Origin of the sequence: Chryseobacterium phocaeense (genome assembly GCF_900169075.1) — a bacterium.
GTDB classification, from domain to species: domain Bacteria; phylum Bacteroidota; class Bacteroidia; order Flavobacteriales; family Weeksellaceae; genus Chryseobacterium; species Chryseobacterium phocaeense.
Map to the genome: position 1 here is coordinate 501,305 of NZ_LT827014.1, position 15,646 is coordinate 516,950.

Annotated in this window: 14 protein-coding genes; 1 reads left to right on the forward strand and 13 read right to left on the reverse strand. The window is 38.5% G+C overall.

Translation table 11 applies throughout. The features are described from left to right. The first annotated feature begins 2 nt into the window (after positions 1 to 2). Positions 3 to 1,529: a TSUP family transporter gene (locus B7E04_RS03810; protein ID WP_080777444.1), complete on the forward strand. Its 1,527-nt coding sequence runs from the start codon at positions 3 to 5 to the stop codon at positions 1,527 to 1,529. Between the two features lie 6 nt (positions 1,530 to 1,535). Here B7E04_RS03810 and B7E04_RS03815 read toward each other — a convergent pair whose 3' ends face one another. The 13 genes from B7E04_RS03815 to B7E04_RS03875 all read right to left on the reverse strand — a co-directional run bounded on the left by B7E04_RS03815 (position 1,536) and on the right by B7E04_RS03875 (position 15,641). Continuing rightward, complete coding sequence (locus B7E04_RS03815) at positions 1,536 to 2,861, reverse strand: condensation domain-containing protein (protein WP_080777445.1); 1,326 nt, start codon at positions 2,859 to 2,861, stop codon at positions 1,536 to 1,538. 4 nt (positions 2,862 to 2,865) lie between these two features. Then, positions 2,866 to 3,393 carry a hypothetical protein gene (locus tag B7E04_RS03820; RefSeq protein WP_080777446.1) on the reverse strand — a complete coding sequence of 176 codons (528 nt, stop codon included), beginning with the start codon at positions 3,391 to 3,393 and terminating at the stop codon, positions 2,866 to 2,868. After that, positions 3,377 to 4,273 (reverse strand): DUF6734 family protein, encoded by an 897-nt coding sequence (locus B7E04_RS03825; RefSeq protein WP_080777447.1) that lies wholly within the window; start codon positions 4,271 to 4,273, stop codon positions 3,377 to 3,379. The genes B7E04_RS03820 and B7E04_RS03825 overlap by 17 nt, the downstream gene beginning before the upstream one ends. Continuing rightward, on the reverse strand, positions 4,239 to 5,888 hold the full coding sequence (locus B7E04_RS03830) for an ABC transporter ATP-binding protein (RefSeq protein WP_080777448.1): 1,650 nt from the start codon (positions 5,886 to 5,888) through the stop codon (positions 4,239 to 4,241). Before B7E04_RS03830 ends, B7E04_RS03825 begins: the two co-directional genes overlap by 35 nt. Beyond that, the gene (locus B7E04_RS03835) at positions 5,889 to 7,466 is read right to left on the reverse strand and encodes a glycosyltransferase family 9 protein (RefSeq protein ID WP_080777449.1); all 1,578 of its coding nucleotides are present in this window, start codon (positions 7,464 to 7,466) and stop codon (positions 5,889 to 5,891) included. Between the two features lie 14 nt (positions 7,467 to 7,480). Then, positions 7,481 to 7,849, reverse strand: a complete 369-nt coding sequence (locus B7E04_RS03840; protein ID WP_080777450.1) for a hypothetical protein — start codon at positions 7,847 to 7,849, stop codon at positions 7,481 to 7,483. Then, positions 7,846 to 10,206, reverse strand: a complete 2,361-nt coding sequence (locus B7E04_RS03845) for an outer membrane beta-barrel family protein (RefSeq protein ID WP_080777451.1) — start codon at positions 10,204 to 10,206, stop codon at positions 7,846 to 7,848. The genes B7E04_RS03840 and B7E04_RS03845 overlap by 4 nt, the downstream gene beginning before the upstream one ends. Then, complete coding sequence (locus B7E04_RS03850; protein ID WP_062651666.1) at positions 10,190 to 10,450, reverse strand: hypothetical protein; 261 nt, start codon at positions 10,448 to 10,450, stop codon at positions 10,190 to 10,192. The genes B7E04_RS03845 and B7E04_RS03850 overlap by 17 nt, the downstream gene beginning before the upstream one ends. Continuing rightward, positions 10,447 to 11,010 carry a FlmC family 2OG-Fe(II) oxygenase gene (locus tag B7E04_RS03855; protein ID WP_080777452.1) on the reverse strand — a complete coding sequence of 188 codons (564 nt, stop codon included), beginning with the start codon at positions 11,008 to 11,010 and terminating at the stop codon, positions 10,447 to 10,449. Before B7E04_RS03855 ends, B7E04_RS03850 begins: the two co-directional genes overlap by 4 nt. After that, positions 11,007 to 11,822, reverse strand: a complete 816-nt coding sequence (locus B7E04_RS03860; RefSeq protein WP_080777453.1) for a JmjC domain-containing protein — start codon at positions 11,820 to 11,822, stop codon at positions 11,007 to 11,009. Before B7E04_RS03860 ends, B7E04_RS03855 begins: the two co-directional genes overlap by 4 nt. 5 nt (positions 11,823 to 11,827) lie before the next feature. Beyond that, positions 11,828 to 13,702, reverse strand: coding sequence for a S8 family peptidase (locus B7E04_RS03865; protein ID WP_080777454.1), 1,875 nt, complete (start codon positions 13,700 to 13,702; stop codon positions 11,828 to 11,830). 15 nt (positions 13,703 to 13,717) lie between these two features. Further along, positions 13,718 to 15,181, reverse strand: a complete 1,464-nt coding sequence (locus B7E04_RS03870; protein ID WP_080777455.1) for a FlmE/OhkG family radical SAM/SPASM peptide maturase — start codon at positions 15,179 to 15,181, stop codon at positions 13,718 to 13,720. A gap of 262 nt (positions 15,182 to 15,443) precedes the next feature. Continuing rightward, positions 15,444 to 15,641: a FlmA family RiPP peptide gene (locus B7E04_RS03875; protein ID WP_080777456.1), complete on the reverse strand. Its 198-nt coding sequence runs from the start codon at positions 15,639 to 15,641 to the stop codon at positions 15,444 to 15,446. Positions 15,642 to 15,646: the final 5 nt, after the last annotated feature.

Sequence of the window (15,646 nt, forward strand, 5' to 3'; positions counted from 1 at the left end):
TAATGACCAATACCTTATATCCCATATTTTTAAAGCTTGAAGATTTATCACTGCTTGTTATCGGCGGCGGAAATATCGCTGTGGAAAAACTGAATTCCGTTCTGGCTAATTCTCCCGGAACCCGTATTAAACTTGTCGCCAGAGAAATCAGTGAGGACGTGAAAACACTAAAGCTGGATTACCCTAATCTGAGTCTGCATGAAAGATCTTATACCGACAATGATTTTAACAGCGCTGATATCGCTATTGTAGCAGTTAATGATATTTTCGTTGCAGAGCAGATCCGCGACAGGGCCCATCAGAATAATACCCTGGTGAATATTGCTGATAAACCGGAATTGTGTGATTTCTATCTGGGGTCCATTGTCCGGAAAGGAGATCTGAAAATAGCCGTTTCTACCAATGGAAAATCGCCCACGGTTGCCAAAAGAATGCGCGAGATCTTAACGGAAGCCATTCCTAATGAAGAAATGGATGGACTTCTGGATAATATGCAGCATATCAGAAACCAGCTGAAAGGAGATTTTACCTACAAAGTGAAGGAGCTGAACAGGCTCACCACAGAATATCTGGATGAAAAAGAAATTCAGCCCGCTGAAACCAGACTGGAGATGGAAAAACTGATCAACATCACTAAAACCGTGCAGCGTAGAGCGAATATCTATCTGGGAATCATAGGCGTTCTGACACTGATCGGGGTTCTGGCCCTGATTATTTACCAGTTCAATCTGTCCGGAGATATTCAGAGTTTTCTCAGCCAGGATGGCTATATTTTTTACTGGATGCTGCTGGCGGGCTTTCTTGCAGAAATTGTGGCAGGGTCCATGGGAATGGGCTATGGAGTGATCTGTACCACCATTCTGCTTTTGCTGAATGTGCCGCCGCCGGTGGTCAGTGCAAGTATTCATTCTGCCGAATCATTTACTTCAGCGGCGGGAAGTATCAGCCATTATAAGCTGGGAAATGTCAATAAAAAAATGGTGTGGGTTCTGTTTCCCGTGGCGGCGGCAGGAGCATTTATAGGAGCATTTGCATTGTCGCATTTCGGAGAGAAGTACGCTCATATCGTAAAACCGGTTATTGCCTGCTATACGCTGTATCTGGGAGTGAATATTCTTAGGAATGCTTTTAAGGGAAAAGAAAAGAGAGCCGAAAGCAGAAGGCAGAAAAAAAGAACCAATCTCAGAATTCTGGGACTGATTGGTGGTTTTATTGATTCTTTTGCCGGGGGAGGATGGGGGCCGCTGGTGACCGGAACCCTGATCAAAGAAGGGAGAACGCCGCGGTATGTAGTGGGAAGCTCTACTATGGCCAAGTTTTTACTGACCATTGTAAGCGCCCTGACCTTTATTTTTACCATCGGGATCCATCACTGGAATATTGTCCTCGGACTTCTTCTGGGAGGTGTTTTTACGGCTCCGTTTTCAGCGATGTTTACTTCCCGGCTGCCTGCAAAGAAAATGTTTGCGGTGGTAGGGGTTGTGGTGATTATCATGAGCCTGATTACCATTGTAAAATCACTAACCTAAGGAATGCTAAATCATCGTATTCTGCAAGGTCTTCTGATGCTTTTCCAGACAAGAACTTAAGCATTTCCGGAAATTACCGGTAAAATCTTCGGCTATCTGGATCATGGTCTGTTCGCTGATTTTTGACGTATTAAACCTCCAGTTGATATAGACCAGTCCATCAGATTTTGATAGGAATAATAAAGGTTCCAGTTCAAGGAAAATTAAATCAATAGCTTCAAATTTTTTCAGTTTTCCTTCTTCACAGCTGAAACCGTCCATAATCGATAGGTTGATGAATGATTTGCAGATGTTCCTGAAAAATTTTTCTTCGTCCCAGTTCAATAAGGCATAATTAAAAATGAGGTGTTTGGATACCGTCATAAAGGAATTGGTTGTAGCTAACAGGTTTTCATAATTTAAATCCTGATCTTCAGCAGGGTAAAAGGATTCCCCGGAATATTCCCCGATGCTGTTCATGGAGAATACATCATTTTTGCCGGAAACAAGGAGCCCGATCAATGATTTCCCCTGATAGGCATAGGCTGTTTTGGAAAAAGCCAGCATGAATACACTGATCCAGCTTATTTTCATTTTCTGCAGGGCAGACTGGATCTCCGCGAAGTTGTCTATCATAAAACTGTCGTGATAAGATTTCCCCTGTCTGGAATATTCATCGGTAGGCGTATAATAGGATGCGTGGACCAATGATGCTATTTTCTCCCCATAGCTTTTGGAATTGAAACCTGCAAAGTCTATAGGAGAAATGACGGAATCATCATATGCTGAAAGAACATTTTTCCAGTATCTGTAATTGTCCTCCAGTGATTTAAATAATCTGTTGTTTCTTTTCACGGAATATTCCCCGAAATTATAGGTCTCCGTAACTTCAGCGCCATTATAAAAGCTGATGAAATCATTCTTGATTTTCTGCAGGCCATTGGCGTCACAAAGCATGTGATGGGCAAAGATTTTAAAGATCATCACCTCATCATTTTTGTAGAGATGATAATAGATTAAAGGCACATTGTGAATATCCAGAGACTGATTGATAACCCTTTTGGGATGGAAATAATCATTCGGGTTTTGGATGCTGTTGTTTTCAGGAAGTTCTTTAAAATAACCTTCCTGATTTTTTACCGAATCATCAAAATAGAGCATATCTTCCTTCAAAATAAACCGGCAGTTCAGCAGGCTGTATTTCTGATGAAGTTTGCTGATAGAAGCATTGATTTTATTGAGATCTGCTTTTCTGAAATAGACATCCACTTCCAGAAAAATGTTGCCCTGGGCCCGGTAGCGGTAAAAATCTTTGATCTGGCGGATGAAGGGATAGTGATAGATTGCTTCCATGATGTTAATGTATTACGGGAGTGATAAGGAAAAAGGATAAAAATCTTTTCAGGATATATTCGTAAAAACCTTCCCAGTATTCCTGGTGCTCAACGCCGTTTCTTTTAATACTCTTTTCTACCAGATCGGCGCCGGAAAACCCTGCGGGTAATGAATAAAACTGGGTGAAAAACCTTCTTTCGTAGGTAAGGTACAGCGGAAGGATCTTAGGTTCTGCAAAAGCAATGAATTTAGGGATCAACGCGATGGATTTTTCAGTCCTTTCGCTGTTGTAGGTATATTCACTGTTAAATAAAAGAACAAACGGATTGCATTGAAACTTAACGTTCAGGAAATCTTTTTGGGAAAGATAAAGAATCCGGTTGGCTTCCGAAAGATGGTCTTTTTCAAATGAGAAAAGCTGATCATCGGTAAGCGGCTTCATCTGATTCCTGATTTCATCCTGCATTTTCCCGATCTCCTGTTCTATGGAAGAATGGGGGATGTTATTTTTAGTCCAGGCGGCTGTTAATTCGTTACACAGTAGTTTCATACGCGTTATATTTTTTGATGATTTTATCATAATACTCAGGGAATTCCTGCCACAGCGTTTCGGCTACAAGGCACATATTATGGGCTTCTTTTTTATGGTCTCCTATCAGGTGAATGAATAAAACATTCTGCTTATCATGAAAATCCAGGAGGCTGTTGAAATTATCCAGAGGCGTGTCAGATATAGGCAGCAGGGTTTTAACCTCAATTTGTTTTTGATGCGCAAGACAGGAGAACAGGTACTGTTCGAAAATACACGGGAAGCAGATGTTTTCTCCTTTCAGATCATTTAAAGTATCCAGATTATTGTCGATGAATTTAAAGGCCGTCCGGCAGAATTCCTGGAAAAACGTAATATCGGTTCCGCCGATAATCCCTGCATTGTACTGGGAACCGTCTTTTAACATATCCGAATCCGTGTTAAGAACTTCCGGGAAAAATGCCAGCTGCTTTTTTAGCTTTCTGAGATTATACAAATGGTGTCCGTTATTCCGTTCAAAAGACTGGGCAATCACGGGTGCATCATGGAAATCATGGAGTGGTTTACAGATAAACGCATCATTATCTACATGATAAAAAGGCTCATCCTGTAAGGAATAGGTGTAGATTTTCCCGAGTGCCCAAAGATGGCTGTATTCTCCGTACCTCTCTGTAAGATCATCCAGACAGACATGAACCTTCGTATACGGTAGTTCCAACAGGTCGATAAGCAGCTCTTTTCCAACGTTGTCGGTATACAGCTCCACCTGATCGTAGTATTTTTTTGCTCTTAAAACACTAAGGGCAAATGTCATATACTTATTAAGGTTGAGTTTGATAAACTCTCTCTGATTTCGGGTAGACAGGTCAGGATGTGACCAGTAGCTTTGTATTATTTTCATGGGTTATTTTTTCAAAATCTATTATTTCGTCACAAAATTCATTCAGGTTATTCCGGTGTGAAATAACCAGGATGATGGCATTGGGTAGTTTTTCTTTTATACTTCGGATAATGCTGTATTCCAGGTTAATATCCAGCGATGCAGTCGCTTCATCGAAGATGATGATATCCGGCTGCTTGTGAAAGGCCCGTGCGATGGCAATTCTTTGTTTTTCTCCGTCAGAAAGCGTGCTGCCGCTGAAAGTGATGGTAGTATTTTCTTTGTCCTCCAGCTTATGAACCACTTCCGTCAGGCTGCTCATGCGGAGGATTTCTTCAATCTCTGTATTTTTATTTTCTTCCGAGCCGTAGCGGATGTTATTGCTCACCGTATCATGGAAAAGCTGGTTTTCTTTTTCAATAAGGGCGGTGATGGCGTAGAGGTTTTTAACCCTTTCGAGAGGAATATCATTGATGTAAATTTCCCCGGAATCACTTTTAACGAATTTCATAATGAGATTGGCCATGGTGCTTTTCCCGATTCCGCTTTTTCCTTTTATTCCATAGGTTTTCCCTTTTCTGAAGGTGTAATTGAACTTATCGAGGATCACCTTATCATGATACTGTACACTTACTTCTTTCAGGACAATAGAGTGTACATCCTGAACTTCTTCACCCTCAGGCTCATTTTCCTGGCTGGGATCGATATTATCGTAAATCCTCTTCATGGAAACCTTGGACTGGAAAAACTCGTTCACGCCTGCTGCAAGGGAAATGACCGGGGCATATATCCTGTTTAAATACTGGATAAATGCGATGAGTGTTCCTATTGTCAATACTTTTGAATAGACCAGTTTGCCGCCGTATAAAAGCACGATCAAAGGCCCGATTGCAATAAGAAACGTGGTAATATTGGAGCTGATTCCGTTCCAGTAGGTATTTTTTACGGCATGCTGTCTCCACTGATCATGATAGCCGTCAAGGGTCTGTATTTCTTTAGGGAAAGCATTATAGCTTTTCAGTACGCGGATGTTTCTGATCCTTTCGAGGAAATAATTATAGATATTTCCTTCAATATCTACTAACTGGTGATAGCTCTCTTTTATTTTTCCCTTTAACAAAAAGGTGTTGATGATCACGAAAGGCAAAATAGCCAGACTCACTACGGTAAGGCTCACATTAAAATAGAACATCACACTTATGACACCCACTACTACCATTGTATTGTTGATGTAATTCAGCAGCGTTGAAGAGAAGAAGTTCTGTACCTTGTCTACATCACTGGTTAGAAAATAGATGAGTTCTCCGGTTTTGCTTTCCTTAAAAAAAGAAGTGTCTTTGTTGAGCAGGTTTTTGTATAAAACCCTTCTGATGTCTGCCACAATTCTCCGGCTTACATTCACATACAGAATCCCGGAATAAAAAGAAAATCCGATCCTTATGATATAGCAGGCTAAAAGTACCAGAATAATCTGAACCAGATCGCTGTACGTTCCATGCGGGATGGTTTGATCAATGATGATCTTCAGCGCATACGGAGTTACCAGTGACAGGGCATTGGTAATGGTAAATAGTATGATCAGCAGCAGATAGCGGCTGGCATATTTTTTAACGATATGGTAGTAAAACTTAAACATTTAGGATAGAATAATTTCGTCAATTTTATCTCTCAGCATTCCATATGGGATTTCTCTGGTCGGGACAGAGATGTCATCAAAATTCCTGATATTCAAAAGGTCTTTTTTCCCCGCCAAAACATATTGGTTATCCGTATAAACATAGGAGAGGCAGTCTACAAACTTGAAATTCCACCATTTTAAAGGATGATAATCATTCGTATAGGTTTGTTTGCCAGTGTACACGATGCATTTTTTCCTGTTTTTTCCTGCAATATGATGGAGATAGTAATTGATTCCGTTGAATAAATGGGCAAGACCAGTGCAAGGTGACAATAAGCCATGGACATAATCTGAGGCCATCAGCGCCATTTCTTTCCTTAATTCTAATGTTCCGGGAAAAATAATGTGGTTGTAGAGTCCGGAATCCAGAGAATTTTTAAGATGTTCCTGTACGGTAAGGTCTTGACTAAAGAATAAAATTTTGTATTTTTTCTCTTCAACAAGCCACCGTATGATATTGGTAAAGGCGTCGGTATCAATAATCTTTTCAGATTGGGATGCAGCATGAGTCAGGGCAAATATCTCATCTTTTTTTTCTGCTCCTTGCGTTTCCAGCCAGTGATTTGCCCACTCAATTTCTTCGTCTCGGATCTCGATATTATTATAGTATTTTTTGTTGTACTGCAGCTGGCTCTTCATATCGGGAAATGGAAAATGTTTCGCGAAAGAGACGTTCTGTATATTTTTTAACTTATCATGAGCCAAAGGGAAAGTATACGTTAAAACATTATTCTTTTCAGGATCTGTAAGGGCTTTTACATCGGAATACAGCAAATATTCTACAATGACTAAATCATAGGATTCAAAGTTGATACTTTTAACAGAAGAATTATAAAGCTTTACATTTTCAGGCAGTGAACCACTAAAAATTCTCTTTATTTCCAGATAATTCCGGACGCTTGTTATGTAAATGTCTATATTTTTTGGAAGCGCATTGATCCGGTTCAAAATATAAAGCTTCTGATTCAGGTCATAGTACCAGAAGCAGCTGTCTCCAATGAAAAACTTCTGGTTAAAATCACAGATCAAACAAATCTTTGAAATTTTCTCTTTTTCCAGGACGATGTCAGCGAAATCTGTATGTACAACCGGTTCCAGCTTTTTTGTAAGATGGTGAACCTGTTCATTAATAGCTTTCAGATCAAAAGAGATCTTATTTTCTTTGATATACCGGGAAATGCCGGGAAAAAGTAAATTGTGATTTGATTTGTTATTAAAAAAATAGAAGGAATTGAGTGTTTTATTATCGGTTAAAGGGATAAATTCTGCTTCCAGTTTATAATGGGCGATAATCAGATCATAGTCATGCAGTAAAGCCTGATCAAAATGATTTTTTTGTACAATATGATCTGCTTGTATGTGCTCAATTTTAGGAAGAATGGTCCTGAACACCTTATGGTCCCTGTCAACGATCGTTATGTTGTCCTGCTTAAAAATATATAATACTGCAATAAGCTGGCGTAAAATATCATGATCCCATCCGCCTTCCTTGAAAAGGCAGTGAAAATCCAGCAGTATTACTATATTCTTTTTCAAAATTATCCGGGGTTTTAGTTGGTTCTGATCACAACAGATCCGGTGCCTCCTTTAGAGCTGATCTGTACTACAAAACTTCCATTGTAATCCAGTGAAACTTCTTTTTTGGAAATTCCGCTTAGCTCGGCACTTTGGATCAGTTTTTTGCTTTTGTTATAAAAATTCAGCTTTACTGTTTCATTATTCAACTGGTAGTCTATCACGAATTTTTTTGTCTGGGATTTGCAGGGTACTTCAAACTCCTGGGTTTTGCGGAGCTTTACGAATTTCATCCTTAAACCGCATTCCGTTATTTCATTTTCCCACTGATTCTGATGATCCGTGAATGAGGTGCTGAAAAGACTCAGAAATAATACAATAAGTATGGTGGTCAGGTTTTTCATTTGTTTAATCTTTTTTGTTGTTCTTCATTAGTATTGTCAAATTGTTCCCTCTGGGTATTCTTTTTGCCGGCGCTGAAATTATAGGTGATGCTGAGAGAGTAAAAGGTAGTTGGCAACCTGTTCAGGATCTTTCTGTTAAAATCACTCTCAGAGATATCAATTTTTATTTTCCTTAAGCGTAAAGGGTCAGAGGCATCAAAGGTTAAAGACAGCGCATCTTTAAAAAATGATTTTCTCAGGGTGAAATTCAGGCTTTGCTGGTTTTCCAGGAAGTATTTGTTCCACAAAGATTTACCTTTATAATCATAATTAATATCCAGATAATATTTTGATGGAAGAGTTAGTTTCGCTGATAAAGAATAATAAGGCGATAATAACGAGATTTTTTCATTATTGGTCATTAATTCTTTGTAGCTGTTGCTGGTGAAAATATTAAGCTTCAGCCATTTCGTGATATCTACAGGTATATATACGTTCCAGTAGACTTCTTTCTCTTTATTTAAGTTCGCGTAGGTTTTATAGGTAATATTTTCTACAGGATCCAGATAATATACTTCATTAATGACCCCTTTCGTGGTGCTGTACCCTAAATCAAAAGAGTATTTATTGTTCAGCAGGTAAGAGATTTTATAATTGTTTTTGAAGAATGGCATCAGGGATGGGTTTCCCATATTGATAAACCGGGTGTCTTCAATATCTTTAAACGGATTCAACAGTTGAAAAGAAGGACGGGTGATCTTTCTGTTATACGAAACATTGATGTTGCCGTTTTTAAGGTTTTTCTGAACAAATACGGATGGAAAAAAATTCCACCGGTTTGCTGAGATTTGATAATTGGAAAAATAGTCTTCCCCGTTATATTTTGTATGCTCCAGCCTTCCCCCAGCATTGAAAATCAATGATCCTATTTTCCCCTGATAGGAAGAATAGACTGAAAAAATATTTTCTTTATAAATGTAATTGGAGCTTTGATACCTGCCGGAATACTCAATTTCATTTTTACTGTCAGATGAACTGTATTTTGTTCCCAGCTGTATCTTATTATTTTCATTCAGTACATAGCTTAGGTCGGCATAACCAATGTGCAGGTTGATGTCAAGCGGATTGTTGATGCCCAGGAAATCCGAAGGTCTTCTTTCTGAAGCTGCATTGGTAAAATAAGAAGACTGTATGTCCGAATCGTACTGGTTGAAATAGCCGATATAATTGTATCCGGCTTCCAGCTTACTTCCCAGCGTATCCAACTTATATTTATAGCTTATATTGAACAAATGGTTTTTTAATTTAATTTTTTTATCATTTCCTATATAATCCAGGGAATCCAGTGTGTTCCGGAGGTAAGCCAGATCTGTTTTTCCTGATGAGTTCGTTTTATTGACCGAGTAGGTATAATCTGCTGCCAGAACCTGACGGGGAGACAGCTCGTAATCAATTCCGAATTTGAAATCCGTATAAGACGGCGATTCTACATATTTTTCTTTCTGAACCGTTGATAACCCTGAATTCAGATACAGCTGGGTTTCATCATTGTCTGAATAGTTTTTCCCGAAAAAATTATTGTGGCTGATAAAATAGTTCAGCTTACGGGTCTTGTAATTAAGTCCAAACCCTGAAGAAAAACTCGTATATCTATGCTGCTGCGTATTCTGATATATATAGCCGCTCAGGCCGTAATTATAATTTTTTTTAAGAATAATATTCACCACTGCATTTTTTTCATCCCCTTCAAATTCCGCTCCCGTTTCTGAAGTAAATTCAATTTTCTCAATCGATGCGGAAGAAAGCGTTTTCAGGTAATTCTGCAACTGCGCCCCGGACATTCTTACTTTGGTTCCGTTGACGTATACTGATACGCCCTGCTGGCCGCGGTACTGGATGCCATTGGCGATATTGGCATTGACGCCCGGAATCACATTCATTAACGTATATCCGTTATCGCCTGATTTGTAGATGGAGTTGGAGATATTAATTGTTGTTTTATTAAGCTCCCTTGTCATGAATCTACGCTGGGATTTTAAGACAATACCTTCAATAGCCGTTTCCTTTCCGGGGTTTACCGGAATATCCAGCTGCACATTGTTTTCCAGACTGATATCCCTGAACTGTTCCTGTTCAGAAGCCAATATCTGAAGGATATAATTTCCTTCGGGAATATTTTTGAACAGATATCTCCCATCTGCTGCGGTTACAGCGTTGGCTACAATAGAAGAATCTTTTTTTGCTCTTAAAAACAGGGGGACATCTGATATTTTTTTGGATGACCCATCCGTCACAGTTCCGGAAACAGAAAATTGCGCATGAAGGGGTATCCCCATGAAAAAGAAAAAGAGAATGAAGGTTTTAAGCAGTCTTTTCATTTACATGATTCCTAATCGCATGGGTAATATTTTCAAATGATTCAAAGAAAGAAATATCCAGTTCCTCATCCTCAAATTCGATGTCAAATTCCTCCTCCAGATACGTTACAAACTGCAGGGTAAGCATAGATTCAGAAGGCAGCATCTGAATTTTTTCTTCATCAGTCAGGTTATTGAAAAGCTGGTTTTCGCCGGTAATGATTCCAAGGATTTCACTTACTTTTTGTTCTATCGTGTTCATCATAGTTCTAAGTTTTTATAACAGTACTTTATGGCCAAGGTATATCTTGGTATTTTGCAGATTCTGGAAGGAAGACCGCCTTTGTGTTCCACATCTCCGTTGAAGACAATGAATCTTCCGGGCTTGGGAAGCACGCAGAATTGGGAATCTCCTTCAGAATAGAAAATCGTTTCGCCTTCATAGTTTTTCTCCCAGTATTCGTTGACATAATACAGGATGGTGATATCTCCGCGACCCTGCGGACAATCCCTGTGCGGAAACTCTACATCCCCGTAAAGAGAAAGATTGATGTAAGCCCTGAAAACCTTGTAATTTTCAGAATCTTCCACAAACTGTTCCAGAAGCTCTTTCGATTTTTTTCCGAGAAAAGTGGTGTTTTCAAATTTTTCAGGCTCAAAATTCACTACATATTTGGGAAACTGGTCCACCTGAATGCTTTTTTCCGTTCTCGCATAGCTTAGGGAGGAGGCAAACTTGTGAAAGGAATTTACCTCGTTTTCGGTCAGTATATCATCAATGATGTATATATTTTTGCTGTCTATAACTTCCTGCCTGAGTTTCATAGGTTTTTTATTTTTAAGTGCGTCATGCCGGTTGCAATAATGCTGTTGATAAATTTTTTATTATTGGAATTATCAGATTTCGCGAAATACTGTTTTACATTTTCATAATTGGTTTCGTTCATAAAATTTCCGGTGTAGGCCATTGAGGCTTCCAGATTAATGACAAAATGAAAGGTATCACTTGGAACATACATCATTTCCCCCGGATTCTGAACCGCGATAAATGGCTTTATTCCTCCATCCATCAGCGTTTCAATATGATCAATACCATACTTTTCCTTGTTTTCCCTGATAATGGAATTGTACGCTTTCGGATAGATAAACCATAGTTTTTTACCCTTCAGCAGGAGAAGCCAGGAATTGAACTTCCAGATGTCTGTGTGGATGTTGGTAAATGTATTTTTATTGCCGTAATACAGCCATACCAGCTCCTTTTTTTCCTTTTCCGTAGGATAGGCCCTGTACCAGCATTTAAAAAAATCAGGGTAGTCTATATGGAAGTCAATATCCCTTATATTCGTTTTAAGATAGTATTCGCTGGTTTCTTTCTGAAGATAGTCTTTCAGGAACATTTCGGCTCCTGGCTGTTCTGTAGTGGAATCAAATTTCCATTCTCTGGAATCGAATTTTTCATCTAATGCGTCGAAATCAATACTTTGGTGCAGCTCATTGAACCTGGCTTTTAACAGGACCGGAACTTCAGGATATCCATATCTGGTTTTGAACTCCGATTCTGTAAGATCTGATGAGGTATTGGTTTCTATTTTTGGGAGAATGTCCTTTATGTTTTCAAAAAAATGATTATAATCCATGGTTTTTATCTTTTAAAATAGTTTTGAATCTGCCTGATGATCAGGTCAGAATTTTGGTCATCCTTGATGTCGATAACCGGTTTGTTCAGCTTCTCTGAAAAAAAATCCAGTTTTTCTTTATACTCTTCGGGCGAAAGTTTCACTTTTAAAGTAATGCCTTTTTCATGTTTTATCACCCATGGGGTAAGGCAGTAAAAAAGGACCTCACAGAAGTTGTAGGACTTTACAGCAGAGGTTGTTCTTTCAATAAAAGCTACGGTATCATCCGGACTAATGGTGCAGATCACGGCATCCGGATAAAAAGCATTCGTATAGATCAGTTTTTCCGGAAGCTTACTTGTATACACTGGATATTTCGGGATAATGCCGCTTTGGATGCCTGTGATAAGTATATCAGGATTTTTTTTCTGTTTTGAATAATTCTTTAATGCATTAATGACATGATACCATTCTTCCGCATCGATATTGACTGAGCTTTTGTGCCCGAACGGGAATACAGAATCTGCACCCAGAACAGCTCCCTGTGGCTCCGTTGAGATAAATGAAACCTTATAATTATTGCTTTCAAGGATCTTTTTAATTTTCAGCTGGGTCGTGAATTTTCCCTGCCTGCTGTTGGTTCCTATAACACATATCGATGGAATGGTGGTTTCAAAAGAAGAAGAAATATGGGCATACATCTTCTTTTTGATGCCGTTATCAATATGAGTCAGAAATACCTCTCCTTTGTAATCTATATTTTCGTTTTTAATAAGCGTTTTAATAATGTCCTTTACCGATCTGTCCCATAGAATAAAGTTTTTATTTCTTAATAAACATTCCCGGATAAGATTCAGCCCGAAAAGGGTATTGACTTCATCTTTTAAGTCATTAAAATAACCGGTAATAAGCGTATCGAATAAAGCAAAGTCTTCTTCTTCAAGTTTTTTCTTTAACGGAATTCCTTTGGTGTCTTTTTCTTTATTGATGATGTTCCTCGGGGTATCTATAATTAAAGAGACTTCATATTCCGAATGCTCTTTGTTCTCGATGATGGATTGTATTTCCTTCTCATCAAATGGAAATAACGCTGTTTTTTTTACTTTTTCCGAAGGCTTTAACAGCTGGTCCAATGCTTTAATATCTTCCTTGATGTATTCCCTTATGCTTAATAAATTACGGGTTACAGGCGTATCATGCTTTGTAAGGCTAAAAATGCTTTCATCAGAGTTTTCTTTCAGCCAGGTTTTAAGGTCCGGGATGGTTTTCCATTCATTTTTTATATAGGCATTGCAAACAATTCCGGTGATATGGGCAGTTGCCAGACTTGTTCCTACACTGAATGCGAAGGAATGGTCAGGAACGGCCACCCTCTGGAAGCCTCCTTTTGCGATAATATCAAAGTCGTTATTAAGAACTTTGAATTTTTGTTTTTCTTTAATGTACCCCGTTCCTATGGAAAAGGTATTGGAAAAGTTAGCCGGAAAACACTGTTTTGTAGCATCATAATAATTGGCTGCAAAAATGGGAATTCCTTTTTCGTGGCACAGATTTACGGCTTTCTGCATTTTCTCAGGAATGATTTCCGAATTGATTCCCATGCTGATGTTGATAATATTCACCTGCGAATCCACCATCCGGAACAGGGCTTCAGTCAGAAGATCTTCCGAGATAAAGCTGTTATACGAATCCAGTTTTATCACATATATATTACACGACTTCAGATGAGAATTAATGATAGAAGCGATCCCTGTACCATGTCCCTTATGATCACTGAAGTCATTGCTTTTTGTGATGATATTACCATGTGCATCTTTAAATAAGGTGATTCCATCAATATTACACATCTTAAGCCTTTGGTGAGTATAATCTACCCCCGTATCAATAATACCGATAGTCATAAGTCTTTACAATATTTATTTTGCAGAATGTCCCGTGTTTTCCAAAGCAAATACCTGAGGGCGGGAAATGGTTTCCGGGGAATACAGCATGTTGATATACTGTTCTTTAAGATAATCTTCCAGCTTGTATTTCCATGAGCTACATACCGGCACATTGGCTTTTATGGCTTCATGTGAGCAGGTAATGGTATCACAGATCGGCAGAATTTTGCAGTTTGTACAGACTTCATTGTGATTAAAACGGTTGAATGAAGAATGCTTCGTGAATTTTTCAGCATTATAGCCGTCAAATACCGATGCAGGCGCCTGGGAATCATCATGAATGGTTTCCCAGCATTTATGGATGTATCCGTTTGGATCTATGGTCATACTGATAGGGGATGCCCACGTAGCACAGGTGGTCTGGTAGGTAGGAAGGTCCCATTTTAATTTTGATTTTATTTTCAGCTCCGTCTGGTCACTCCAAGCATTAAACCTGTTCATGATGTTTTTTCTGAAGCTCATTTTGAAGTCAAAAAATTCATCCAGGTTCATTCTTTTATCAAGTTCTTCCTCAGAAGTATCAATCTCATCATAGGTTCTCAGCCAGGCCGGATCAAAAGAAACTTTTTTGAACCTGTTCGGCCAGATACCATAATCTCCCATGTCATCTAAAAAACGATCTATGGAAGCGGCCACTTCCTTATCTACGTTCACCCGGATCAGAAAATTGATTTTTGAATCCAAAGGAACTTTAGAAAGGTTTTCTAAAATAACTTCGTAGTTTTTTTTGTTGACTTGCTTTAATGGTCTTTTTTTGTCGTGTGTTTCCTTAGCTCCGTCAATGGTGATCTGTACGCTGTGTACATTGCAGTCTTCAAGAATCTTTACATTTTTTTCGGTCAGATAGATCCCATTGGTGATGATATTGGAAACATATTTAAGGTTGTATTTCTGAGCGACCTCCGTAAGGCTTACGGTAAGATCTTCTATTGCCTTGACATTAATGAGCGGTTCACCGCCGTACCAGGTTATTGACAGGGTTTCAATGCTCTTCCCCGATTTTAAAATCAAATCTTCAATATAGTCTTTAATCCCTTGTTTTACTTTGTCGTCTTTTAGTGTATGGTTAGGCTTTACAAACTCAAAGCAGTATGAGCACCCCATATTACAGGTGATGGTGGTTCCTATGGTAAGGTTGATGGTTTTGGCAAATTTATATTGGTTTTCGTCCGTATAACGAGAGAATAGTGTTTTTATATCTTTATCATGATCTATCAGATATTCTTTATTATATAAATATTTGATAAGCTCATTGTATTTTTCTTGTTCATCATCATATTCAAAGAAAGAGTATTGGCTTTTTTCCAGGAGAAACTGCCCGCTTTCAAAATTTAATATTTCCAGCCCGCTTGTAAGAGAATTGTATAATATAATCTGATTTTCTTCTTTAACAGGGATAAGAAAATTGTAAGGATTCGTTTTGAGTTTTAACATCATAATGATTAGAATTAAAGATTTAACAAGCTAAATGTGGGTAATACAATCAATTATAGAATATCTCGTTGGGTCGCTTTTATAGCCCGTTCCATCATCATAATCCTAATGGAGCGCAGAGAAAGTTGCAGAACTCCCTTTTAAGTAAAGGAATTTTAGGTTCTTTCTTACACCGATAAATTCAATAAGTTATGTTTTGGTATTTTGGTAAATATGAAAATAAATAGGCATTTAGCATTGCTAAATGCCTATATATCTTCTTGGATTAGAATAAGATATCTGTATCTTCAGTAGTATCTCCGCTTCCTTTAGCAACGTTATAACCACATCCGAAAGACTCGCATAAAGCTTCCACTTCGTTAGACAGCATCGTGTCAATTGGAGTTGGCTTTACCAATTCAGTTCTTTCTAATTCAATTTGTACGTTTTGTACAGTTTCCGGGTTGTTAATTTCTGTTTTCATTTTTT